The sequence below is a fragment of the Allopusillimonas ginsengisoli genome (assembly GCF_004153455.1).
Lineage (GTDB): Bacteria > Pseudomonadota > Gammaproteobacteria > Burkholderiales > Burkholderiaceae_B > Allopusillimonas > Allopusillimonas ginsengisoli.
The window spans coordinates 1-25,557 of the sequence record NZ_SDQE01000014.1; the positions used below are offsets into that span (position 1 = coordinate 1).

The window sequence follows — 25,557 nt, forward strand, 5'->3', positions numbered from 1 at the left end:
CTGGGCGCTGGCCGGTAACGCACCCTTGGGAATGCCTTTAGGTTCCTTCTTTGGTTCTTGTGCCATGGTTCATCTCCTTGAAGATAATCATAGGACCGAACACAAAATTACGGACACTCTCCTTCGCCCAGGCATGTTCCGGCGGTCCCTGCCGGGACTACCCACGTTTTGTCATGGATCGGGGCGGCCGCAAAACTCGCGCGGTCCACAGTCCACCGGACTGTGGACAAGCGTCGCGCTCGAGCAGCTGCGGCCTTGCCTCCCCGCCCCATGACAAAACGTGGCGCCTGCACAACCTGCCCGGACGAAGCGCTACACCACACACGCTCAGTACAGTGCTGCCGTTCGAGGTTGAGTTCGATCAATGCTGGTGGTGGATGTTGAATTCCTGCCGATGCTGATGGTGGAGGTTGAACGCCTTTCAGTGTTGCCGGTCGAGGTTGAGTGCTTTCCAGTGCTGGTGGTCTGGGCGCGGCTTTCGTAAGACGCTTGTCAGTGCTGCTGGAGGGCCCGCCCGCATGCTGCGCCGGAGGCCCAGGCCCACTGGAAGTTGTATCCGCCCAGCCAGCCCGTTACATCAACGGCTTCGCCGATGAAGTAAAGGCCAGGCACTGTTTTGACTTCCATAGTCTTCTGGTTCAGGCTACGTGTGTCCACCCCACCCCGCATGACTTCTGCCTTTTTATAGCCCGCTGTCCCAGATGGCGTGAGTGTCCAGTTGTGAATCGCGTGGGCGAGTGAGCGCAGCAGCTTGTCTGGGGCATCGGCCATGCGTACTGTGTCGAGCTGCTGGCCTTGGTTCGGGGCGTTTTGCAGCCATTGCTCGGCCAGCCGTTTGGGCCACAGGCCCGACAGCACCGTGCCCAGTTGCTGGCGGTTGCCCGATTTGGCCTGCAGCAAGAGCTGCTCCATGTCTTGCCCTGGTGCCAGGTTCAGCTGCAAGGGTTGGCCGGGATTCCAGAAGGTTGATATCTGCAGGATGGCAGGGCCCGACAGGCCTCGGTGCGTGAACAGGAGGTCTTCGTAAAACGTGGTGGCGGCTTTCTTTTTGCCTTCTGTCTGGTGCCTCACGGACACCTCAGCGTCGAGTGCAACGCCACTGAGCGTTGCAAACGGCTTCCAGGCCTCTGTGTCGAATGTCAGCGGCACCAGCGCGGGCCGTGGCTCGACCACCTTGAGCCCGAACTGCCGCGCGATACCCAAGGCGAAATCCGTTGCGCCCAATTGCGGAATCGCCATCCCGCCTGTGGCCAGTACGAGTTGATGCGCGGCGATCTCACCCTGGCTGGTGTCCAGCACGAACGGCGCGTTGGCGCCGGACAAAGCATCGGCAGCAGGCGGTTTGGTATGGTCGGACGCGCGGGAGATGGACTGCACCGTACAGGGCATTTTCCACTTTACCCGCCCGGCATCGCATTCTGCCTGCAGCATCGCGATAATTTGTTCGCTGGACTCGTCGCAGAACAGCTGTCCTTTGTGCTTTTCGTGCCAGGCAATGCCATGGCGCTTGACCAGATCGATAAAATCACGCGGCGTATAGCCCGCCAGCGCCGAGCGGCAGAAATTGGGGTTCTGCGAAATGAAGTTCGCTGGGCCTGCCCCAATATTCGTGAAATTGCAGCGGCCCCCGCCCGAAATGCGGATTTTCTCCGCCAGTCGACTGGCGTGGTCGATCAGCACCACACGCAGTCCGCGTTGGCCGGCCACTGCAGCGGCCATCATGCCGGCTGCGCCGGCCCCGATCACCGCAACATCGTAGACACCGCTACTCACGCGCCTCAGACTTCCTTGATGCAGTCTACGTAGTAGCGTTCCTTGCCATCTGGCCCGATATCGCGCGCCAGCCCGTGCACATAGGTTTCAAAGCCAGGGAAGTTCGCATTGAATTCACGTGCGAATTCGAGATAGTTGACGATGCGCTGATTGAAGCGTTCTCCCGGAATCAGCAGCGGAATGCCGGGCGGATAAGGGGTAAGCAACACACCCGTTACACGGCCTTCGAGATCGTCGATCGAGACGCGTTCGGCGTCGCGGTGCGCCATCTTGGCATAGGCATCCGACGGTTTCATGGCCGGCACCATATCGCTCAGGTAGACTTCGGTGGTGAGGCGGGCAAGGTCATATTTGCGGTAGGCCTCGTGAATCTGCTGGCAAAGATCGCGCAAGCCCATTTTTTCGTAGCGGCGATGTTCCTTGCAGAAGTCCGGCAGGATGCGCCACATCGGCTGGTTGCGGTCGTAATCGTCCTTGAACTGCTGCAGGGCAGTAAGCAGGGTATTCCAGCGGCCCTTGGTAATGCCGATGGTGAACAGGATAAAAAAGGAATAAAGCCCTGTTTTTTCGATCACCACACCATGCTCGGCCAGGTATTTGGACACCAGCGCCGCGGGAATGCCGGTTTCGGCAAACGTGCCTTCGATATCCAGCCCGGGCGTAACAATCGTGGCCTTGATCGGGTCCAGCATATTGAAGCCTTCGGCCAGATCGCCAAAGCCATGCCATTTATCGCCCGACTGCAGCAGCCAATCGTCGCGTTCGCCTATGCCATCGGACACCAGGCGATTGGGCCCCCATACCTTGAACCACCAGTCGTTCTTGCCGAACTCGGACTCCACCTTGCGCATGGCGCGCCGGAAGTCCAGGGCTTCGGAAATGCTTTCCTCGACGAGCGCGGTGCCGCCCGGCGGCTCCATCATCGCCGCCGCCACATCGCAGGACGCAATAATCGCGTACTGGGGCGAGGTGGAGGTGTGCATCAGGTAGGCCTCGTTGAACACATTGCGGTCCAACTGGCGGGTCTCGGAATCCTGCACCGTAATCTGCGATGCCTGCGACAGGCCCGCCAGCAATTTGTGCGTGGAGTGCGTGGCAAAAATCATGGCGTCCTTGGAGCGCGGCCGATTCTCGCCAATGGCGTGCATATCCTGATAGAACTCATGGAAGGCGGCGTGAGGCAGCCAGGCTTCGTCGAAATGCAGTGTGTCGATGTAAGAGCCCAGCTTTTCCTTGATCATCTCGACGTTGTAGATAACACCATCGTAAGTGCTTTGCGTCAGCGTCAGAATGCGTGGCTGCTTGTTGCGGGCATTGCGCGCGAAAGGGTTGGCCTCGATTTTCTTCTGGATATTTTCTGGATCGAATTCATCCAGGGGAATAGGCCCGATAATGCCCAGGTGATTGCGCGTTGGGCGCAGAAACACCGGGATCGCGCCCGTCATGGTGATGGCGTGCAAAATGGATTTGTGGCAGTTGCGATCAACAACCACAACGTCGTCGGACGCCACATTGGCGTGCCAAACGATTTTGTTGGACGTAGAGGTGCCATTGGTCACGAAAAAACAGTGGTCCGCATGGAAAATGCGGGCCGCGTTCAGTTCGGATTCTGCAATAGGGCCAGTGTGATCCAGCAATTGGCCAAGCTCGTCGACCGCATTGCAGACATCGGCGCGCAACATGTTCTCGCCAAAGAATTGATGGAACATCTGCCCCACCGGGCTCTTGAGAAACGCCACACCGCCCGAGTGCCCCGGACAATGCCAGGAATATGAGCCATCCGATGCATACTTGACCAGCTCGCGAAAGAACGGCGGCGCAAGGCCGTCCAGATAGGCTCGCGCCTCGCGGATAATATGTCTGGCCACGAACTCGGGCGTGTCCTCGAACATATGAATAAAGCCATGCAGTTCGCGCAGGATATCGTTGGGGATATGCTGCGACGTGCGCGTTTCGCCATACAGATAGATAGGGATGTCAGCGTTGCGAAAACGCAGCTCGCCGATGAAGGAGCGCAGATTCTTGATGGCGTTGGCCACGTCCTCGGGCGAGGCGACCACGAACTCCTCATCATCGATCGACAGGATGAAGGCGCTGGCGCGGCTCTGCTGCTGCGCAAACGAACTGAGGTCGCCGTAACTGGTCACGCCCAGCACCTCGACGCCTTCGGCTTCAATCGCCGAGGCGAGCGCGCGGATGCCAAAACCCGAGGCATTTTCCGAGCGGTAGTCTTCATCGATAATGACGATGGGGAAACGAAATTTCATCAATAGCTCCTGCTAGGTGCGAGGCAGGGTAACCCCAGTCTGTCCCTGATATTTGCCGCCGCGATCGCGATAAGATGTTTCGCAGACCTCGTCGCTTTCCAGAAACAACATTTGTGCGCAACCCTCGCCTGCGTAGATCTTGGCCGGCAGAGGTGTGGTGTTGGAGAACTCCAGCGTCACGTGGCCTTCCCATTCGGGCTCCAGCGGCGTGACGTTGACGATGATGCCGCAGCGCGCGTAAGTGCTTTTCCCGAGGCATACGGTCAGCACCGTGCGCGGGATACGGAAGAACTCTACTGTACGCGCCAATGCAAACGAATTGGGCGGGATAATGCAGACATCGCCTTTAAAATCGACAAATGATTTTTCGTCGAAGGCCTTGGGGTCCACAATGGTCGAGTTGATATTGGTAAATATCTTGAACTCGTCCGCGCACCGAACATCGTAGCCATAGCTGCTGGTGCCATAGCTGACAATGCGGTTGCCGTTAATCGAACGCACCTGACCCGGCTCGAACGGCTCTATCATCCCATTCTCGGCGGCGCGCCGGATCCAGCGATCGTTTTTGATGCTCATAACCCTACCCTTATAACATTGGCGCGTATTTTAGCCCCTGCAGGCTACGACTGCGGGACAGACAAAAAACAGATTGCTTGTTGCGTCAAAACCACGGCCCAGCGTCCCGTCAGTCTCGCGAGAACCAGCGGTAAACCAGTGCCAGGCCGCTCACGGTACCCACGCTCAACTCGGCGGTCAGGCCGCGGGCCAATCGGTAGCTGGCATGCGCCACGGTGCCCGTATCCGACAAGGCCTGTCTCAGGCTGAATGTCACGCCATTGGCCAGACCTTTACTGACAATAATGAAACGGCGCTCGATATCGCTGGCCCCGTCATCCAGCCCCCGGACAACACTTTCCGCCGGAAGAATACTGCCCGCCCCGCCCAGTTCGCCCGAACGCATGCTGACCTCGTCGATGCCAAACTTGCGGTAGAACGGCTCGCCATCGCCCAGAAAGGAGGTGCCTACCGAGAACAGCAACGCCACGTCGCCACCGGAATCGTCCGGCCCATGCCCGAGCAACAGCCAGGACAGCTTTTCGATCTCGCTGACCGCAGGATACGAAATCAAATCAATGCGTGGCCGCTTGGCCGTACCGGCCACCCGCACCCCGGCCTCGACTGCCAGCCCGGTGCGCAAGGCCTCGATATCGAGAATCGGGCTGGTGATGTCACCCTGAAAGGTAATGGTGCCCCGGCGCAGCTGCAGCCGCTGGCCATAGGTTTCGATGGCGCCGCCGCGCGTACGCAGCGCCCCCATGGCGGTGAGCTTGTCGCCGATCATGGTGATATGCAACTTGCCCACCAGCCCAGAGTTCACGCCGTAGCCCGTCAGGTAAAAACGCGGCCCCAGATCCACGTCGAGCTCCAGAGACATATCCATGGGCACGCTGGCCTCCTTGGCCTGCTGGCCAGGGCGTATCACCACCACGTCGCTGTCCACCGTGGGGATGCCACCCAGCATATCCAGATCGAACCAGCCCGCATCGGCGGTGATCGCACCCTTGATGGCGACCTTGGGCAGCTCGGCGGCCAGACGCAGCTTGCCCGTCAGCATGGCATAGCGGTCGGCACGCTGCAGCAGCGGATATCGATAGAGATCAATATCCACCGTGCCGATGGACTCAAAGATATCCCACTCGCCTGTGAGTGTGAGACTGCCGTTCTGCGCATCCGGATTGCTGCTCACCCACTCCGCCGTACGCCACTCCTTGGGCTTGGCGCGCAGCCGCGCCGGAAAACTCAACTTGTCCAGTATCAACCGATTATTGTCGATATGCGCGGTGAGCGTGCCATCCAACAGGCGAATGCCATCGTCGATACGCACAATTCTCAATTTTTCGCCATTGATCGTGCCGTTGCTGCCCCAGCTGCCATCGGACTGGCTTTCAACATCGATCTGTGCGCGCAAGGAGCCGCCAAACTCCATCGCATCGCCCGTAAACAGGCTCAGCCAGCTCAAGTCGTCTACATCGGCATCCAGCCTCACAGTCTTGCGATCTTTGGGCTCCAGGTACAGACTGCCGTCCCGGGCGTGCAGCAATGTGCTCCCCTGGGCTGTGATCCGGCCCATATCCTTGGTGACGACATTCAGGTTGGCCGTCAGCGTGCTGGCCGTATTGCTGGCCCGCTTTGCCTGCAGATCCAGGGTCAGCGTCTGCAAACCCAGCGGAAAAGGCGGTTCGGCCGGCACGGTGATATCGCCCGACAAGTGCTTGATATGTGCCGACCCTTCGAGCACGCCGGCAAATTTAAAATCCCAGTCCAGGCCCAATGCGATCTCATCGTCTTTTTTGTCCGCCTGCCCGCGTATTTTTACGCCGCCCTGCTTTTCGCTTTCTTCGGTAGCCATACCGAGTTTTTTGCGCAATGCGTCGATGCGGCGCTCGGACACCACCAGTTGATCAATTGCGCCTTGCGTTTCCCAGCGCCCCGCGCCGCCTCGTGACCCCGCATGCGCGAGCGTCACCAACGGGCGGGAATCCATCAGCAGATCGATGCGGCTGCGCCCTATTTCCCACTGCCAGGCAGGCGCCTGCGCGCCCGGGATGAAACTGACCGTCGTCGGGCTGTCCGACTTCAGCGAAAACCCGGCATGATCGCCATCGATCGAGCGCAGCGTGCCGCGCCAGCCCTCGGCCTGCCTGCCATCCGGCCCATTGCCCCAGCCGCCTTCCAGCACCACATGTGCGTCAATCGGCGCCTCGCCCACCTTGCCGGCGACCGCATGATCGGGCGTGTATTGCGCAATCAGATCGGTTTTGTGCTGATCCAGGGTGCCGGCCAGATCGCCAGCCAGCGCCGCGCCGCCCGGCACGTCCGGCCAAAAGGCCGCCAGCACGGGCGCCTTCATGTCCAGCTTGACATGGCTGTCGGTTGACCCCAGCGAACCCTTGGCCTGCAGATGATTGGGCCCCAGCGTAAGATCCATGTCGATCGCCGCCAGCGCAAGATGCTTGAGAAGGGGAGGAACGATAGGCGCCGCGGGCTCAGTGGCTTGTTCCTCGGGCGATACAGCCTCGGCGGGTTCTGTCGCAGGCGGCGTGCCGTCTGCTGGCGGTACATCTGCCACGGTATGCTTGGGCGGATTATTCACCACCTGTGTCTTCAAGTGTCCGGCCAGCGCCTGCTTGTTCCAGGAAGAGCCTTCACCGAACACCAGCGACACCTCTGCGGATTCGACCACACTGCGATCAAGCAGCTGCAGATCAAAATCCGCCGCGAGACTCAGTACCGCCGGCGGAATGACATCGCCCACCAACTGGCCGATATTCAGTTTGTCGGCCTTGAGTTCGCCAACCAGGCGGTCCTTGACCGCTTCGCCAACCTGCTCCGACTGCCAGTCCACTGCTGCCTGCAGCGACGAACCATCCGCCAGCGTGACATCCGCCTTGGCGTCCTTGAGCGGAAACACCGCTCTTGGCGTGAGCGTCGCCTGCACGTCCGCGGCCATGCCCTGCCCGGTGCCGTCCACGTTCAGCGTCAACTGATCCAGATTGCCTCGCACCGTGGTGTCCAGCGCCAGGGTGCAGTCTTCATCCTGCGCATCGGCAGGAAGGGTTTCCAGATAATTTCGAGCGCACAGCGGCGAGGCCGGTGTCAACCCTTTGGCCACGGTGGTCAGTTTGATGTCTGCAGGCCAGGGGTCTTGCAGCGAAGCCAGGTTCGCATCCCCGCTCAAGGTCGCGCTCACCTGCTCATTGCCGACTTCCAGGTTGCGCAACGCAAGCTGCCCACCCGCGTTATCCACATACAAAGACGCATCAACGCCGGCAATGTCGACCGGGATAGGCTCACCGCCCTGACGCACCACAATCGTGTCCACGGCAAAGCGATCCACCGCCAGACTGACGGGCAAGGACGGCATGGAGAACGGCTCGGAGGGCGGCGCTTGTTCGGCAGGCACCGGCAGGTCGACCTCCACCGCGCCCGCAGACAAATCGAGAATATGCAGACGCCGCTCCAGCAGCTCACGCCACTCCACCCGCAACTGCAGATTCTCGAGCTGGACACGCCCTTCATCGGGCAGCGGCATATCAAATTCGCCGACCCGCAGGCCATCCCACACCGACCCCGATATCCCGCTGACCTGCGCATCGACCTGCCGCGCACCTGTCACCAGCGCCCAGCGCGTGCCCGAAGGCGTGGCCAGCACCCAATAGCAAAAACCGCATACCACTACCAGCAGCAGTACAACTATCGGACCTATCCAGATGAAGGCTGATCGCAACCAGCGGCTTGTACGACTCAAAACGCAATACCCAGGGAAAAATGCAGACGCAACTTCTTGTCGCGCTGGCCATAGGCCAGATCGACGAAAAACGGCCCTGCCGGTGTCCGGACAGCAAGGCCCGTGCCATAGCCGACATGCCAATCCATATCCCCGAATGTCCGGGCGGCATCGCCAGCGTCGACAAATACATTCATGCCAAGCGATTCAGTGAAATAGTGTGTGTACTCCACGCTGGCCACCGCCAACGCGTAGGCGCCAATGATGGCATCGCCGCGCGGCTGGCCTATGCTCTGGAAGCGATAGCCGCGTATCGTACGCGCGCCACCGGTACGATAGCCGAAGTCTGCAGGCAGGCGGTCGGTTTGCGTCCAGACCTTGCCAACTTCCGCGCGCGCCGTCACCACATCGCGGCGCCCCACGGGCCACCACTTTTGAGCCCTGACCCCCGCCCGCGAAAAACTCTGGCCTTCGTCCAGCGTCACGCCAGTACCCAACCCGATCTCGATCAGATTGCCTTCGCGGGGATCGTATTTTTTATCCACATCGCGCCGCAAGAAGCGATAGGTGCCCGTCAAGGTGGGCACCTCGTAACCCGGGGCGCCGCTGATGCGCGTTTTGTCGTAGGCAGCCACCAGCCCCCACTCCGACTCGTAATCGACACGGCTGTCACCGCCGGCTTCCCAGGCCTTGAGGCGCTTGGCGCCCAGGCCCAAGCGGCTGTTTTCCAGCCCCTCGATGTCCGAATGCTCGTAGAGCACCCCTACGCTGTCCTGATGGCCACTGCGCGTAGGGGGCAAATGCACGTCGAAGAACAGGCGTTGACGATCTTTGTCCAGCCCGGCGCCCGTTTCGATCCAGACAGGCTTGCCGAACACCACGTTCTGTCTGTACAGGCCCTCGACCCGCAAGCCGTGATCACTGTCCACCCCGATCGAAGTGGTGACCCGCCGCGCTGGTGCTTCAGAGACATCCACACGAACAGGCAGTTCGACCGAGCCATCCTCCAGGACTTTCTGCGCGGACTCGTCCTGATTCAGCGTAACAAACGCCCCGCGAAAAAACGAGGTGGACTGCAGCGCCTGCTGCCAGTCATCCAGCTTGTCCTGATCGTAGGGATCCCCCTGCGCATAGTGAACATAGCGATCAATCAACGATTCGGGCACGCGCTTGAGGCCCGATACCGTCAATGGCCCCATCACTACGCGGGGGCCGCTGTCCACCTTGACGAACAGATCAGCCTTGGCGGTTTCGGCGTCTACGGTCGCCTGCGTACTCTCATAGCGGGCAAAATAGAAATCCTTGCGGCTGACACCATCGAGCAGCGATTCCTTGGCTTCTCGCCAGGACTTGCTGATAAACGGCATGCCCTCGGTCAGCGGCCAGTCGCGCCGCAAGCCGATCAGCCGGGTTTCGAACTGCGGACGCTCGATCTGGCCCGAAAACTGAATATCGACGCCATCCACATGCGTGCGCTCGCCCGGTTCGATCACGATATCCCAGGTTTCGCCAGCAACATCCTCGCCCACCTCGAGCGTGACCACCGGCGAAAAAAATCCCTGCGTTTCAAGCGCCGACACCGTGGCGTCGTGCGCGCGGCGTCGCAAGCGCGAGACTTCGCCGCCGTCCTGATCTTCGGCCAGGCGGGTAATGGCCTCGACCGCACCATTGATGGCCTGCAGCGCCTCTGGCGGCACGCCCCCAGGATCGATCACCACCTCTGGGCGATCCGCGCGCGCCTCGTGGACGAAACCCGCCACCAGCAACAACCCGACGACAACGACCCCACGCATGCAGTCAGGGCTTCCGAGCGACGACCGAGGGGCGGCTGCTCGACATATCCGGCGGCAGCGCCGCGACATTGGCCGCCAGCTTGGTCGCTATCTCGATGTAAGCGCGGGCCGCCTCGCCGTCTGGTTCGGCCACGACACTGGGCATGCCCGAATCGGTCTGCTCCCGTATCCGCATCTGCAAGGGCAGGGCTCCCAACCACGACAGGTTGTATTCGGCCGCCATGTCGCGCCCGCCATGCTCTCCGAAAATCGGCTCGGCGTGACCGCAATGACTGCAAATGTGCACCGACATATTTTCGACCACCCCCAGCACCGGCACATTCACTTTCTGGAACATGCGCAGGCCCTTGCGGGCATCAGCCAGCGCGAGATCCTGGGGCGTGGTGACGATAATCGCGCCCGTGAGCGGCACTTTCTGCGCCATCGTCAGGGCAATATCGCCGGTGCCGGGCGGCATGTCGACGATCAGATAATCCAGATCGTGCCAATTGGTTTGCGTGAGCAATTGCTGCAAAGCCTGCGTGACCATCGGCCCTCGCCAGATGGCAGGCGCATCGTCATTGATGAGAAAACCAATGGAATTGGCCTGCAGACCATGTTTTTCGAGCGGCTCCATGGTCTTGCCATCCAGGCTCTTGGGTTTGCCGGAAAGCCCCAGCATAATAGGCACGCTGGGCCCATAGATATCGGCATCCAGCAGGCCGGTACGCGCCCCCTGGCGCGACAGCGCCAGGGCAAGGTTGACGGCAGTCGTGCTTTTGCCGACGCCGCCCTTGCCCGACGCGACGGCAATGATGTTGCGTACATTGGCCATGGGCTTGAGCCCCGGCTGCACGGCATGGCTGACAATCTGCATGTGTTCAGATCCTTCCGCCCGGCGCCAGGGTGGCGCCAAAGCAGTTTCAATACGTTTCGCCAACGGCCACGCGCCGTTGTGCGAGGGATACGCTAAGGGTACAGTGACGGTTAGTAATCCGTGTCGGCATTAGACCTCAAGTCGACAGCCAGACACAGGAAGAATACACTGAAGACTCAAGAATAGCGGATCGCGGGAATTTTTTTCCCGGAACGCGGTCTATCAAGGCACATGAATACATTTAATCAAATCATCCGCGGCATCCTGTTTTTCGTATTGGCCATCTTCGGCATGGTTGCGGCCTTCGTTTTCATGGTGTCCACGGCGATCGCCGTCGGCATCCTGTATATCGTCGCCCGCATCAAAGGCCGGCCCTTCGGCGCCCGCGCCTATTGGGAACAACGCCGCCAGGCCGCGCCAAAGCGGTCTGAGCGCATGTTCCGCGCCAAAGATGTCACCGATGTCGAGATGCGCGAAATCCCCTGATTTCATCTGCGGGATGCCAACGCCGTATCGGCCGCGAGCCCTGTAAAACAGCGCGGCGGCTGTTTCATTGCATCTTGCACAATTAACAATTGTTCACCATATTGCGTCGGCACTTTTACAACATTGCCGGCCAAGTCCTCGCGTTTGGCCCTGCCCGCTGCCAACCCCCGCAGCACCTCAGCCAACGACAATCACAACGCGCTTTAATCACTGGCCAAGCAGGTTCGCGGCGAAAGCCCTAAAATCGATCTTTTGCGCCGCCCGGCGCACCACCCTCGATTTTCTTACTCAAGCCTCCTGAACATGCCGCGCACGATTTTCGTCACCACCGCACTGCCCTACGCCAACGGTTCCTTCCACATCGGCCACATCATGGAATACATCCAGGCCGATATCTGGGTTCGTTCGATGCGAATGTCGGGCCATACGGTGCATTTCGTGGGCGCCGACGACGTACACGGCGCACCCATCATGCTCAAGGCCGAAAGCGAGAAAATCACCCCGCACGAACTGGTTGCCCGGTATGCGGCCGAACGCCCGCGTTACCTGAACGGCTTTCATATCGAATTCGACCACTGGCACTCCACCGATTCGGCCGAAAACATCGAGCTGTCACACGATATCTACCGCAAGCTCAAGGCGGCAGACTTTATCTACAGCCGCGATATCGAACAGTTCTACGACCCCGTCAAGGGCATGTTCCTGCCCGACCGCTATATAAAAGGCGAATGCCCCCGTTGCCACACCAAAGACCAATACGGCGATTCGTGTGAATCCTGCGGCGCGGTCTATTCGCCCACCGAACTGATCGAACCCTATTCCACGCTTACCAAGGCCCGGCCTGTTCTGAAGACGTCGGAACACTTCTTTTTTCGCCTGTCCGACCCTCGCTGCGTCGCTTTTCTGCAAGCGTGGACCACGGGCACCAACGCGCAAGGCAACCAGCACCTGCAGGCTGAGGTGCTGGCCAAGACCCGCGAATGGCTGGGCACCGGCAACGCAGACAGCGACGCCAATCTTGCCGACTGGGACATCTCCCGCGACGAGCCTTATTTTGGCATCCCTATTCCCGATGCGCCCGGCAAGTATTTTTATGTCTGGCTGGACGCGCCTGTCGGCTATCTGGCGTCGCTCAAGGCCTACTGCAACAAGCAGGGCATCGATTTCGACGCCCTGCTGGATCCAGCCGGCGATACCGAGCAGGTGCACTTCATCGGCAAGGACATCGTGTACTTTCACGCCCTGTTCTGGCCCGCCATGCTCAAGTTTTCGGGCCGCAAAACGCCGGACAACCTGCATGTCCATGGCTTTATCACCGTCAGCGGCGAAAAAATGTCCAAGAGTCGCGGCACGGGCATCTCGCCTATCCGCTACCTGGATCTCGGCATGAACGCCGAATGGATGCGCTACTACATTGCCGCCAAACTCAATAGCCGCGTCGAAGACCTGGATTTCAATCCAGACGACTTCATCGCCCGCGTCAACAGCGACCTTATCGGTAAATACGTCAACATCGCCAGCCGCGCCGCCAGCTTCATCAGCAAGCACTTCGACGGCCAGCTCGCCTATCTTGGCGATCCGCAAGCCCTGCAGCAGGAACTTGAACAGGTGGCGCAAGAGGTACGCAGCGATTTCGAGCTTCGCGAATATGGCCGTGCCGTGCGACGCCTCATGGCCCATGCGGATCAAATCAATCAGGCCTTTGACGCCGCCCAGCCCTGGATCATGGCCAAGGGCATCTCCAGCGCCAGCGACGAACAGAAAGCCGGCCTGCAGAACGTTTGCTCGCGCGCCCTGGCTGGCTTCAAGGCATTGACCGTGATGCTCGCCCCCGTGCTGCCCGCCCTGGCTCACCGCGTGGCCCACGAACTCTTTGGCGAAACACGCAATTATCTCTGGGCCGACGCCGGCGTACTGCCTACCCAGATCGCCCCTTTCAAGCATCTCATGCAGCGCGTCGAGCCGACCATGCTGGACGACCTTTTCGAGCCGCCGGCACAAGCCCTGCCAACGCCCGGCGGCCAGCCCATCGCAGACGCCATCGATATCAAGGATTTCGGCAAACTGGATCTGCGCATCGCCCGCATCGTCGAATGCAGCGAGGTCGAGGGCTCGGACAAACTGCTGCGTCTCATGCTGGACGTCGGCGAGGGTCGCCTGCGCCAGGTATTTTCAGGCATCAAGTCGGCTTACAAACCAGAGGATCTCAAGGGCCAGCTCACCGTCGTGGTGGCCAATCTGGCGCCCCGCAAAATGCGCTTTGGCGTCTCCGAAGGCATGGTGCTGTCCGCCAGCCACGCCGACAAGGACGCCGATGCCGGGCTGTACGTGCTGCAAGCCTGGCCCGGCGCGCAGCCGGGCATGCGCATCAGCTAGCGCACCATGCCGGCCCCGACTGATACCCAGCGCCAGGCTGCGGGTCGCCGGAGCACCCTGGTCAGTGTGGCCGTCAATATCGTCCTGACCACCCTCCAGATGGTGGTCGGGGTGCTCGCCCATTCGCAGGCGCTGGTCGCCGACGCCATCCACTCCCTGTCCGACCTGGTCTCGGATGGCGTAGTGCTGGTGGCCAACAAGCACAGCCACAAGGCGCCTGACGCCGAACACCCCTACGGCCACCGGCGCTTCGAAACTGCCGCGTCCATGGCAATTGGGGCACTGCTGCTCGCCGTGGGCATCGGCATGCTGGCGCGCAGCTTCAACGTTCTGCAGACGCCAGCCGCCATCCCGGAAGTCCATGCTGCGGCGCTCGTCATCGCCCTGCTCGCGCTGGCATCCAAAGAACTGCTGTTCCGCTATATGCTGCGTGTCGCCCGGCGCGTACGATCCTCCATGTTGGTCGCCAACGCCTGGCATGCCCGGTCCGACGCGGCGTCGTCTCTGGTTGTCGCCCTGGGCATTCTGGCCAATCTGAGCGGCCTACACCTGGCCGATCCGCTCGCCGCCCTGGTGGTCGGACTCATGATCATCCGCATGGGCTGGAAGTTCTTCTACGCCGCCTTCAACGACCTCATGGACGCCGCCGTGGATGACGAAACCGAAGGCCGTATCCGCCAGCATATCCTCGACACACCCGGCGTACTCGGCATTCATGCGCTCAAGACCCGCAAAATGGGCGACATGATTTGGGTAGAGGTCGATATCGAAATGGACGGCGACCTGACCATCACCGAGGGCCACGCGATCGCCGTCGCGGCCCGCGACCGCGTGATGGAGAAAGAGCCCGTGCTGGACGTCATGACGCACTTTGATCCAGTAAAACGACCCTTGAACGACGGATCCTCGCAGACACATTAATCCAAAGGCCAGCGGCTCGGCGATGGCCTGCGCCAGCCTCGCCTGGCAAGGCCTTAATTGTTGTTTCAATTATCGTACGCCACGGAAAAGTTGATCTACACTGACAACGCAGTTTGCTTGTCTCAGCCTGCCTGAACACGGCCCACCCCTTTGGAGAGACACCATGTCCAGACTCACTGCTCAACATTTTTCCCCCGAACTGCTGGAGCTTTACGATTTCTACGCGCATGGGCGGATCAGCAAGCGCGAGTTCTTGCAGCGATCCGCGGGTTTTGCGGTCGCCGGGCTCACCGGCACCGCACTCCTGGCCGCGTTGACACCCAACTATGCGCTCGCCCAGCAGGTGCCCCTCACCGACCCCGACATCACCACCGAATACCTGACCTACCCTTCGCCACAAGGCCATGGCGATGTGCGAGGATATCTTGTTACGCCGGCCAAGCGTGAAGGCAAATTACCCGCCGTCGTGGTTGTCCACGAAAACCGCGGGCTCAACCCCTATATCGAAGACGTGGCGCGCCGCCTTGCAAAAGCAGGCTACCTGACGCTGGCGCCTGATGGCCTCAGTTCCAAGGGCGGCTATCCTGGTGATGATGACAAGGGGCGCGAACTGCAACAACAGGTGGATCCCCAGAAACTGATGAACGATTTTTTCGCGGCCGTCGAATACATGACCGCTCATGAGCGCTCAACAGGCAAAGTGGGCATTGTCGGATTCTGTTATGGCGGCGGCGTCTCCAATGCCGCGGCGGTGGCCTACCCCGAGCTGGCGGCCGCCGTTCCCTTTTATGGACGCCAGGCCAGCGTGGAGGACGTACCCAGAATCCAGGCGCCCTTATTGCTGCATTACGCAGAGAACGATGCCGGCGTTAATCAGGGCTGGCCCGCCTACGAAGCCGCATTGAAAGAGCACGGCAAAACATACCAGGCCCACATCTACCCAGGCACAAATCATGGGTTCCACAACGATACGACCCCGCGCTATGACAAAGACGCGGCTGAACTGGCCTGGGACCGAACGCTGGAATGGTTCGAGCGATACCTGCGTTAATGCTTCAAGGGGTTTGCGGGGTAGGCGCTGCGCGGAATTGTTTTCGGTAAGTGACAGGCGATGTCTGGAACGTAGCCTTGAAATGCTGCCGAAGCGACAGCGCCGAGCCAAAACCCGCCTGTTGCGCCACGATCTCGACCGAGGCGTCGCTGGCTTCGAGCATGTGCTGCGCATGTGCCAACCGCTGGTTAAGCAACCATTGCTTGAACGATACGCCCGTAGCCTGGCGAAAATGGCGGGTAAAGTTGCGCCGGCTCATCGCCGCGCGCTGCGCAAGCGCATCGATGGTGTGATCCTGCTCAGGGCGATCCGCCACCCATTCAAGCACCTGGGCAATGCGGTTATCGGTACTGGATACCGGTAGCGGACGCTCGATAAACTGTGCCTGCCCGCCTTGCCGATGCGGTGCGATGATAAGTTGCCGCGCCACCCGGTTGGCGCTGTCTGCACCACACAACTGGCGCAGCACATGCAGGCAACAATCCAGACCCGCTGCAACGCCGGCAGAAGTAAGCACATCTCCTTCATCCACATAGAGCACGTCACGATCCACTTTGACCGAGGGGTAGCGCTCCTCCAGGGCTTCGGCGTACGCCCAGTGGGTCGCGGCGGATTTGCCATCCAGCAAGCCTGCCTGCGCCAACGGAAACGCCCCAAGACACAAGCCCATCACCCGGGCGCCACGCGCATGGGCACGCCGCAGCGCCTGCAGCAGATCTACCGGCGCATCGCGACAATCATCATGCCAGCTGGGCATGACGACCATATCGGCTGAATCCACAGCCGACAGATCATGCTTGGCCACAATATCGAACCCCGACGCGGTACCCAGCGACGTACCGGCGCCCGCGCTGGCGCAAACGCGCACATCAAATACGGGCGCGGTCGCACCCACGCACCGAGATCCGAATACCAGACAAGGCACTGAAAGATGAAACGGCGTGATCCCGTCAAACGCGATGACGACGACGCTGTAGTGAGGAGAATGTGTTTTTATCGGCATGGCCCAATTCTATCGTAGATCAGCCTTTGGGCCAATGTTGGATGAGGCCAATCACGCAGACAATACCCTTCATCAAGCAGCGGAACGCCGGCTTGTTGCCCTCCAGCCTGGGCAAACCCGGATTAAACACCGGCCAAAAACCACCCCTTCGTCTCAGGAGAACATGATGTCAGCATCCCCCCGCCGGGCATTACTGGTGATCGATGTACAAAACGAATATGTCACAGGTAACCTGCTCATCGAATACCCACCTATCGAAACATCCCTGAAAAACATTGCACTTGCCATGGACACTGCCCGGGCCAGCGGCATCCCCGTGATCGTCGCCCAGCACGACGCGCCGGAAGACTCCCCCTTGTTCGCAAAAGGGTCTCAGGAATGGGAGCTCCATCCCCTGATCGCAGAACGCCCTGCCGACCACCGCATCAACAAACATATGGCCAGCGCCTTCACCGGCACAGACCTGGCCCAATGGTTGGCCGACAAAGGCGTCGACACGCTCACGATCGTGGGCTACATGACGCATAACTGTGATGCGTCGACCATCTTTCATGCATCGCACGATGAGCTGAATGTGGAGTTCCTGGCTGATGCGTCTGGTTCTCCCTCGTACGAGAACGCCGCCGGCAGAGCCAGCGCCGAGGAAATACACCGCGTGTTCAGCACTGTATTCCACTCCAACTTTGCAGCGGTCTGCACAACAGAAGACTGGATCAGCGCCGTGAACAAAGGCCACGCGCTTGCGCCTGACAATGTCTATCTGTCCAACCAGCGTACGAAAAAGGCAGTGGCTGTCTGAACGTAAATTCGGACAACCATCACCAGCGTCGACATCATCGCGCGCTTGCTGTCGGTGACGACAGTTGCGCAACGGCGCTGGTGAGCCGCCGGTCGATGACGCGATGGACGCCGTCGGCCATCTTCAGCAACGCCATGTCACGGCCGGGCAAAGCGACACACTGCACCCCCAAGGGAAGGCCTTGCGGGTTCTCACACGCAGGCAAATGCAGTGCCGGCCATCCCAAGAGCGACCAAACCCTGTTGAACGCCGACGTACCAGTTCGATCAAGCCCCGCGAGCGCTGCGCCCGGTGCACTCGGCGTCAGGACAGCATCATAACGAGACAAAAGATCTGACCAAGCGTCGCTCAGCGCTTTCCGCCTTTGCGCAAGATTGCTGTAATCCGCAAGGGTGATCGCCAGCCCCTTGTCGATCACCGCGTTCGTCTGCGCCCGCAAGGCTTCGGGCTCGGCCTGACGCACGGGCAACAGGCTTCGGGACAGTTCGTAAGCCATGATCCCGTCGTGCACTTCCAAGGTCTCCGTCACCAACGTCCCTGCATCGAGCCACTGCACTTGCGCGCCACGCGCGCGCAAATCATCCGCTGCCTGTTGCAGGCACGACCGCGCCTCTTCACTCAATTTTCCGGCCTGAGGGCAAGGCAGAACAGCCAACGACAAGGCCTCTACCGGACGCGGCGCACCATGTTCCGCCATAAATACACTGGCCAGCTTCAGGCTCAGGCCAACATCTTGCGTAAACCAGCCAATGGTGTCCAACGAATCGCACAGAACCAGCATGCCTGAACGTGGAATGCGGCCAAAACCCGGTTTGAAGCCAACTACACCGGTATACGCCGCCGGCCTTACGATGGACCCACCCGTTTGTGTGCCCAGGGCGAAAGACACCATCCCTGCCGCCACAGCCGCCGCAGACCCGCTGGACGACCCGCCTGGCGTATGGGCCAAGTGGCGCGGGTTGCGGGTGGGCCCAGGCGCGGCGAAAGCAAATTCGGCGGTAACCGTTTTACCCACGGGGCGAGCGCCCGCCGCTCTGAGCATGGCCACGCATGCCGCGTCGAATCGGGCTGGCGGCATGCCGGGCAAGGTCGCGCCATGACATGTGGGCATGCCACGAACGTCCATGACGTCCTTGACGCCAAAGGCCAGGCCGCTCAATAGTCCACGCTCTGTGATAGATGGTGTTTCTTCCTCTGGAAGAAACACCCAGGCACGAACGTCAGTATCCAACTGTCGTATTTCATTGAGCGCAGGTTGTTTCATCGCTTCCCATCCGCTTACTGCACGTTCAAATTCTGCTCGCGGATCAAGTTGCCCCAAAGCGCCGATTCACTTTGAATGAACGTTCTGAATTCCTCAGGCGTGCCACCCGCCACCTCGGCGCCTTGCGACTCCACGACTTTGCGGTAATCAGGATCCTGCAGCGCCTTGTTCACAGCCTGGTTCAACTGAGCCAGAACATCGTCCGGCAAGCCCGCCGGGCCAATGACGCCGAACCAGTTGGAGGCCACCACATCAACGCCCTGCTCTTTGAAGGTCGGCAAATCAGGCAAGGCCTTTAGTCTATTTTCCGCAGCAACCCCCAGGGCACGAATTCGGGGTTCGTCAGCAGACAGATGAGGGATGAACAGGCTTGCCAGTTCCAGATACATGTCAACGCTACCACCGATCAAGTCGTTGACAGCAGGCGCACCACCACGATAAGGAACGTGTGTTGCACCCATCCCCGCGCGCTGCTTGAGCAGTTCACTCGACAAATGCGATGCGCCTCCGGCACCCGTAGAAGCGTAGTTCAGCTTGTCAGGGTTACGTTTGGCATCCGCCACCAGTTCGCCGGCATTCTTGTAGGGTGCGGCTGCATTGACGGCCAATACCATGGCGCCCACTTCAATCAGCGCGATAGGTTGTATGTCTTTTTCCGGATCAAACGGCAAGGTATCCCCATACAAAGCCTTGTTGACCGCCATGGGTGCAAAGTTGCCCAAACCTATCGTATAGCCATCAGGTTTGGCGCGCGCAACTTGCGCGGTGCCAATATTGCCGCTCGCACCAGGGCGGTTTTCAACCACAACGGGCACGTTCAGCGACTCGGACATATGCTGGGCCAGTTGACGCGAACGCGTATCAGAGCTGCCTCCCGCAGAATACGGCACGATAAACGTGATGGGCTGCGATGGATAAGCCTGCGCCGATACATTGGAAAGCGGTGCAAGGCACGCCACGCCGATCATTGCGGCCAACAGACTTTTCTTATTGATCCGATTCATTTTGCCTCCTCCTTAACTCGACCTGGTAGGTCGGGGACGCAGCACTGCGGAAAATGCCCGGCCCGACAGATATCCTCTGGATCATAGGAAAGCCCTATTATTCTGTCTAATTCTATTTAATGTCATAATTAGGTGGATTTAAAACCTAATAGAACCGCACTGATCACAACCCTCTGACCAGGTGCACACTACCCCGCCATGCTCGACACCCGTCTGCTCAAATGTTTCGCTGTTGTTGCCGAGGAACTGCACTTTGGCCGCGCCGCCAAACGCCTGTTCATGACACAGCCTCCCCTGAGCCAGAACATCCGCAAGCTCGAAGCGCAATTACAGGTTCAATTGCTGGTGCGTAGTACCCGCTCTGTGCGGCTCACGCCCGCAGGCGAATTACTCAAGCGTCGCATCACGGCATTGGAAAAAGAAATGGCCCAGACGATACGGGCTGTCCGGGAAATCCACTTCGGTGAAAAGGGACGACTCCGGATCGCGCTGACGCCGAGCGCAGCCTACTCAACCTTTCCCCAATGCCTGCACGCCTTCCGGCAAACCTACCCCGACGTAACGGTAGAGCTGATCGAGATGAACTCCAGCGAGATGCCCGACGCTTTGCGTCATGGCCGTCTTGATATGGCCTTGATGCGGCCGCCCTTCGCTGACCGAGACCTTTCGCCGGAACGCATTCTTGCTGAACCACTGATGTTGGCGGTTCGCAAAGACCATCCCGTGGCGCAGACGGCCGCCAAGCGCATCCGCCTTGCCGATGCGCTCCAGTGCGAGTTGATCGGCTATGCACGGCATTCATCCCGCTATTTTCACGAAGTGCTTCAGCGCCTGGGCATGCACGCCGGTATAGCGCCCAACATCGTTCACGAAAGCATGATCCCGACGGTGCTGGCGCTGATCGAAGCAGGGGTCGGCGCAGCCATCGTGCCAGCCAATCTTGGCCGCGCGCGCGCAGACACTATCACTTATCTACCGCTACACGGCTGCGGCAATATTCATGCTGAACTTCTGCTGGCACGGTCGCCTGAGGGCGGTAACGGCGCGGTCGAAAACCTGATCGACATCATGCGAAGCTGGCACAAGGGGCGAAGCACCCGCGGAACACGCTCACCCAAGGTACACCCGGCCAGCCATACCGCTGATGGTTTACCGCCCAGGCCGGCCCGCCGCAACGGTTGAACCCGTGGCCGTCTCCCATCGCTGAAGAAAGGCCATCAGCACCCGCGCGGAATTTTCCGCGGCAATGTTCATGAAAACGTGCATTTCGTTGGCGTCCGGCCCGCCCCCGGCCAGATCGCTGACCGAACGGAAAGCCAGGAAAGGAATGCGGTTGGCCTGCGCCACCATGGCGCAGGCAGCGCTTTCCATATCAACTACATTAGCCTGAAAGACCTGATATAGATGCTCGCGATACTGCGCATTGTCGACAAAGGCAGTGCCGGACAAGCCGTTCCCCCCAACGACAAGGCGCGGGGCTTCGCGCAGACAAACCTTATCCGCGTCGCAGGACTGCAGGGCGACGCCTTGCATGCTCCGGGCGATATCCAGCAACTGCTCGTCCACATCGAACCAGAATTGTGGACGCGGGTCAGGATGATCATCCGAGATCACCCGCACCGCGCGGTGAAACAACATGCCAAACTCGGGCACGCCCAGGTTCTGCTTGTCCGGTGGAAACGCATACGTGCCAGGGCTGACCTCGCGTGCCATCAAGACCTCCAGATGCGACCCCCAGCGCTCGGGCACGTTCACATCGCCCAAGTGCAGATCAGGATTCACGCCCCCCGCAATGCCACTGAACAACACGTGCGACACCGCAAAGCGGTCAAACGCCAATTGAGTATTCATGGCTGCATTGACCATGCTAATGCCGCTGAGAAACAGCAGCACCGGACGCCCTCGCAATATGCCCGTGGTAAACGTAACGCCATTGATCTGGTATTCCTGCGACGCATCCAGTGCCTCGCGCAGCAAGGACAGCTCGGGGGCAAAGGCAGACACGATGGCAATCCGCGGCATAGCGTCGAGATAGCCAGACGTGTGCGCAGCCGCCGGAGCAATCTCACGACCGGCAGGGGCCTCCTGCAGGCCCGGCGGCTGCGAACCGGCATGCGCCATCGACAACATGCCATATCCCAACACACCCAACGTCCACACAACCAACCGCCGCTGCGCCCCACCCGACAAACCCCAACCCATCACCGATCCTCCCCGACTTACGCTTTGGCCACTGGCCGTGACCAAAGCCTCGTGAATAGCCGATGGCCCAGCGCCACCTTGGCCCTTTCGGAGGCGGGGCGCGGCGGGCCTCGACATAATTTGTTGCCGAGATTATCCCCCATCGCCTGCCACTTGCCCACCACTGCCTATAATCTGGAAAAGCCGGATAAGCCCCATATCAGATCCCTGCCACACCGGCCCCGGCCCAAGTCTCTTCACGTTGCCGGAGCCCGCCATGACCACCGCCGCAGACCTTATCCACACCCTGGCACTCTCCCCTCACCCGGAGGGCGGGCATTACCGTGAAACCTATCGCTGCACCCAAAACGTCACGCGAGCAGATGGCGCTGCGCGAAGCGCCTGCACAGCCATCTACTATTTGCTGGAGCCTGGGCAGTATTCCGCATGGCACCGCATTGCCTCGGATGAGCTCTGGCACTTTTACGCCGGCCTGCCCCTGGACATCCATATCGTGCACCAGGGAACCATGACCACACAACGCCTGGGGCATCCCGCTGCAGCACCAGACGCCGTATTCCAGCACGTCGTGCCTGCAGGCGCATGGTTCGCCGCCGAACTCGCTCCACAAACCGAAGCCCTGAATACAGGAACGCTTTACAGCCTGGTCGGGTGTACCGTCGCCCCCGGCTTCGAGTTCAGCGAGTTTGAACTGGCCGCCGCTCAGGATCTGGCCCAGGCGGGCGCGCCCGACACTAGTGCGGTCCGGCGCTTGCTGGCATCATCCACGCCATGAAGAAAGAGTTCATACCGTATGAAAACGGCACAACCGACCCGACCGTCGTCCGAAACCGTAGTATCTCGCACGGCAAGCGCACCCTGCTCGCACTGATTCCTGCCATGGCGACCATGCCCAGCCGAAGGCTGCGGCGCGACGTCGCGGCGAGGGCAGGTATCAGCGCTCAGAAGGTTCGACGCAGCAGCAAGGTCATTTCGTTCTGCCTGAAATCAAACGCCCAGCCCAGATTGCTGCGGTTGGCACTGTGCCGCACACGCAGTTCAGGGGTCAGGCCAGCAATGTTCCAACCCTTAGCGCACAGGCTCACGATATAAACCTGCTGCTTGTCCCGTCGGCGCCCACCCAAAAAACCATCATAAGCGTCGTTTTGGCTCAGGCGAAAAATCCCCATTGCGTTCAAATACAAGCCCGCACTGGTTTCGAACGCATGCGAGATGCCCATACGCATGGCCAGATCCCTGCTGCTGGCTTGCTCGACTTCATACTTTTTGCGGACAAGATCCAGCCCGCCGTAGATCGACGTAGCGCGTCGCGGTACGTAGCTGGCAAAGAGACTGCTCCGATACTGGCTGTAATCACTGGCGATCCCCCTCGCCGCTTGTTTGTGATGGTAGCGGCGCGCGTCCAGCGATGCGCCTGCGTGCCATTTGGCGGCGATCATGCGCCGCCATTCCATCTGCATGCCACCCGATAGATAATTGCTGCGGCCGTCGCGGTAGTAATGTTCAGCGTAAGGCAAGAGGCTCACGCTAGTGCGCGCGCTCAGATACTGGTAGCCCAGATACAGCATCGAGCTTGCTCCGCTGTAGTTCCTGACGTCCGTGATCCCTACCAACCCGTTACGCCGGTAATAGCTGCCGTAGCTGATCGGCTGAACCAGCAAATTGTGATTGCCGGTCAGGTTATAACGGCGCTCCAGCACGGCCTCGTAACCCATCAAGGCCGAACTGATGGGGTCGGCCATGTTGCGCTCGACCACGCATATGTCCATGAACACCGCCAGGCAGCTGCGATCGCCATTGGCATGATTGATGTTGCTGTTATAGCCCATGCCGACGGCGAGGCTGCCATGCCAGCGGGCTCGCGCATCCAGCGCGGCCAGGTATTGTTGTGCCAAGCGCCGGCCGTAGTCAGGCAGTTCTCCACGCCTGGCCGACTCGAAGTTGGCACGAGCCTCGGCATCGCGGTTGTCTTCAAACTGCAGGCGGGCCAGTTCCAACCTGATGCGGATGTCTTCGGGGGCAGCAGTATGAGCGGCCTGCATACGGTGTAGCGCCCGAGCATGGTCACCTTGCTGGCGTGCCAGCAAGCCTAAAGCCATATCAACCAAGGCGGCCCGGTGATCACGCAGCAGGCGGTAACGGCTGATGAACTCGAGCAAGCGATCCCACTGCCCTGTGTTCAGCGCGATATAAATGGCGGGCTCAAGGCTTTCGAGCGTGGTCTGGACTTCGTAGATGGTGTTGTCGTGCACGACCGCCCCGGGTGGTGCGATCAGGCTGTCAGGCGGCAAGGCGCGGCGCTCGACGGCGCGCTGCGTCTGCTCCCGCAAAAAAAATGTGTGGTCATCGTTGGTCGCGACAGCAAGCAAGGGCTGGCAAACCAGCAACAGGCACAGCGCAACAGTGCCACGGTGCAGCATGGATGAGAGACTCGAGATAGTGTAGAAAAGGCACAGAATATGAAGGCCGGCGAACCGGCCTTCATAAGGAGCGGTTTACGTCAGAAGCATGCGAGGCTGCTTATAGCCGCTTGCCTCCGAACGCCACATGGTCGGCGGCGGCAGCACCTTTGTAGATACCGGCAAGCGCAGCCGCATCGTTATAAAAGCGGCCACTGATGGTGCTGTCGTTAGAGAATTCTCCGTTGGAGAAAATGCGCGTGCCTGCGAAGTCAACGGCGTCGGTGCCACGCGTGATCGAACCCGAGATCGAACCATTGCCGCCGCTGTAGTTGGCGGTAAGCATACCGCTGTACAGATTAGGCGCATGCGGCAGGTTGCCGTCTACGCCAGTCTGGCGAATGCCGACCACATCATAGTTGGCGGCAACCAATGTAGGCATGCTGGCCACCGCATTGTCACCCGCATACCACACGGTGCGGCTGGCGTCTGCCATGTTCAGATCCGTGCTGTCACCGGAGCTGGGTGAACCAACGGCCTTGGACCATTCTCCAAAATACACACCGTTGCCGCGGGCAGTCTCCTTGACCTGGCCGATGACCAGGCCGCCGAACTGCGGCCAAGTCTCCAGCGGAAGGGTCGTGATCTGGCGCACGCTATAGACATTGGCAGCGTTATGCTGGTCGTTGCGCCAAACCTGGGCGATTTTGATGCTTCGGATCAACGGAAAAGGAGCATAGTGTGCCTCGGCACTGTTGGCCGCAGCGTTGTCCGTCACCTGCTTAACCGGACCGCCAAAAATATCCACGCTACCGGACCGGGCCGTGCCGTCCGCGCGGAGCATTTCGAGCCCGGCATAACCCAGGGGCCTGACAAGGGGTGGGAAGTTGGACGCGGCAACGGTGACGTTGTCACTCGAGGAACTGCCTTGCAGGTTGACCGCTTGCGCATACACGGCGGTCGAGCTGAACAGGGCCAAGGCTACCATGGTGAGAACAGATTTCTTCATACAACATCTCCAAGGAAAGGAAGAGAAAAAATACAAAATTTTCCTTAAAAAATCGAGACGACAAAA

19 protein-coding genes are annotated in these 25,557 nt (G+C 60.1%); 7 read left to right on the forward strand and 12 right to left on the reverse strand.

What is annotated here, in order from left to right; translation table 11 throughout:
- Window positions 1-492 precede the first annotated feature (492 nt).
- From ERE07_RS18640 to apbC, 6 genes are all read right to left on the reverse strand, one after another.
- Entirely contained in the window at window positions 493-1,722 is a 1,230-nt protein-coding gene (locus tag ERE07_RS18640) for a BaiN/RdsA family NAD(P)/FAD-dependent oxidoreductase (RefSeq protein WP_245153788.1), read from the reverse strand.
- A 56-nt stretch (window positions 1,723-1,778) separates the two neighbouring features.
- Window positions 1,779-4,040: an arginine/lysine/ornithine decarboxylase gene (locus ERE07_RS18645; protein WP_130010561.1), complete on the reverse strand. Its 2,262-nt coding sequence runs from the start codon at window positions 4,038-4,040 to the stop codon at window positions 1,779-1,781.
- A gap of 12 nt (window positions 4,041-4,052) precedes the next feature.
- On the reverse strand, window positions 4,053-4,616 hold the full coding sequence (dcd, locus tag ERE07_RS18650) for a dCTP deaminase (RefSeq protein WP_130010562.1): 564 nt from the start codon (window positions 4,614-4,616) through the stop codon (window positions 4,053-4,055).
- A gap of 109 nt (window positions 4,617-4,725) precedes the next feature.
- Entirely contained in the window at window positions 4,726-8,349 is a 3,624-nt protein-coding gene (locus ERE07_RS18655; RefSeq protein ID WP_130010563.1) for a translocation/assembly module TamB domain-containing protein, read from the reverse strand.
- Window positions 8,346-10,121, reverse strand: coding sequence for an autotransporter assembly complex protein TamA (locus tag ERE07_RS18660; RefSeq protein WP_130010564.1), 1,776 nt, complete (start codon window positions 10,119-10,121; stop codon window positions 8,346-8,348). Before ERE07_RS18660 ends, ERE07_RS18655 begins: the two co-directional genes overlap by 4 nt.
- 4 nt (window positions 10,122-10,125) lie before the next feature.
- Complete coding sequence (gene apbC, locus ERE07_RS18665; protein ID WP_245153780.1) at window positions 10,126-10,977, reverse strand: iron-sulfur cluster carrier protein ApbC; 852 nt, start codon at window positions 10,975-10,977, stop codon at window positions 10,126-10,128.
- Between the two features lie 231 nt (window positions 10,978-11,208).
- Between apbC and ERE07_RS18670 the strand changes: the two genes are divergently transcribed.
- The 4 genes from ERE07_RS18670 (at window position 11,209) to yghX (ending at window position 15,811) form a co-directional block, all read left to right on the forward strand.
- The gene (locus ERE07_RS18670; RefSeq protein WP_130010566.1) at window positions 11,209-11,463 is read left to right on the forward strand and encodes a hypothetical protein; all 255 of its coding nucleotides are present in this window, start codon (window positions 11,209-11,211) and stop codon (window positions 11,461-11,463) included.
- A 303-nt stretch (window positions 11,464-11,766) separates the two neighbouring features.
- On the forward strand, window positions 11,767-13,839 hold the full coding sequence (gene metG, locus ERE07_RS18675; RefSeq protein ID WP_130010567.1) for a methionine--tRNA ligase: 2,073 nt from the start codon (window positions 11,767-11,769) through the stop codon (window positions 13,837-13,839).
- A gap of 6 nt (window positions 13,840-13,845) precedes the next feature.
- Window positions 13,846-14,760 carry a cation diffusion facilitator family transporter gene (locus ERE07_RS18680; RefSeq protein WP_130010568.1) on the forward strand — a complete coding sequence of 305 codons (915 nt, stop codon included), beginning with the start codon at window positions 13,846-13,848 and terminating at the stop codon, window positions 14,758-14,760.
- Window positions 14,761-14,923: 163 nt separating this feature from the next.
- On the forward strand, window positions 14,924-15,811 hold the full coding sequence (gene yghX / locus ERE07_RS18685; protein WP_130010569.1) for a YghX family hydrolase: 888 nt from the start codon (window positions 14,924-14,926) through the stop codon (window positions 15,809-15,811).
- 4 nt (window positions 15,812-15,815) lie between these two features.
- Here yghX and ERE07_RS18690 read toward each other — a convergent pair whose 3' ends face one another.
- Entirely contained in the window at window positions 15,816-16,814 is a 999-nt protein-coding gene (locus ERE07_RS18690) for a GlxA family transcriptional regulator (RefSeq protein ID WP_130010570.1), read from the reverse strand.
- Between the two features lie 166 nt (window positions 16,815-16,980).
- Between ERE07_RS18690 and ERE07_RS18695 the strand changes: the two genes are divergently transcribed.
- Window positions 16,981-17,613 (forward strand): cysteine hydrolase family protein, encoded by a 633-nt coding sequence (locus ERE07_RS18695; protein ID WP_130010638.1) that lies wholly within the window; start codon window positions 16,981-16,983, stop codon window positions 17,611-17,613.
- Window positions 17,614-17,647: 34 nt separating this feature from the next.
- Here the strand turns inward: ERE07_RS18695 and ERE07_RS18700 are convergent, their stop codons facing one another.
- The gene (locus tag ERE07_RS18700) at window positions 17,648-18,877 is read right to left on the reverse strand and encodes an amidase (protein WP_130010571.1); all 1,230 of its coding nucleotides are present in this window, start codon (window positions 18,875-18,877) and stop codon (window positions 17,648-17,650) included.
- Between the two features lie 14 nt (window positions 18,878-18,891).
- Entirely contained in the window at window positions 18,892-19,881 is a 990-nt protein-coding gene (locus ERE07_RS18705; protein ID WP_130010572.1) for a Bug family tripartite tricarboxylate transporter substrate binding protein, read from the reverse strand.
- Window positions 19,882-20,079: 198 nt separating this feature from the next.
- Between ERE07_RS18705 and ERE07_RS18710 the strand changes: the two genes are divergently transcribed.
- Window positions 20,080-21,063, forward strand: a complete 984-nt coding sequence (locus ERE07_RS18710) for a LysR family transcriptional regulator (protein WP_130010573.1) — start codon at window positions 20,080-20,082, stop codon at window positions 21,061-21,063.
- On the opposite strand, the gene ERE07_RS18715 is transcribed toward ERE07_RS18710, so the two are convergent.
- Window positions 21,031-22,083 (reverse strand): 5'-methylthioadenosine/S-adenosylhomocysteine nucleosidase, encoded by a 1,053-nt coding sequence (locus ERE07_RS18715; RefSeq protein WP_245153781.1) that lies wholly within the window; start codon window positions 22,081-22,083, stop codon window positions 21,031-21,033. The two genes, ERE07_RS18710 and ERE07_RS18715, sit on opposite strands and share 33 nt — an antisense overlap.
- Window positions 22,084-22,339: 256 nt before the next feature.
- Between ERE07_RS18715 and ERE07_RS18720 the strand changes: the two genes are divergently transcribed.
- A complete protein-coding gene (locus ERE07_RS18720; RefSeq protein WP_130010574.1) occupies window positions 22,340-22,858 on the forward strand; it encodes a cupin domain-containing protein in 519 nt (172 codons plus the stop codon).
- A 166-nt stretch (window positions 22,859-23,024) separates the two neighbouring features.
- Here ERE07_RS18720 and ERE07_RS18725 read toward each other — a convergent pair whose 3' ends face one another.
- Together ERE07_RS18725 and ERE07_RS18730 are read right to left on the reverse strand one after the other, a co-directional pair.
- A complete protein-coding gene (locus ERE07_RS18725; RefSeq protein ID WP_130010575.1) occupies window positions 23,025-24,503 on the reverse strand; it encodes a surface lipoprotein assembly modifier in 1,479 nt (492 codons plus the stop codon).
- Window positions 24,504-24,603: 100 nt separating this feature from the next.
- Window positions 24,604-25,491, reverse strand: coding sequence for a Slam-dependent surface lipoprotein (locus ERE07_RS18730; RefSeq protein WP_130010576.1), 888 nt, complete (start codon window positions 25,489-25,491; stop codon window positions 24,604-24,606).
- Window positions 25,492-25,557: the final 66 nt, after the last annotated feature.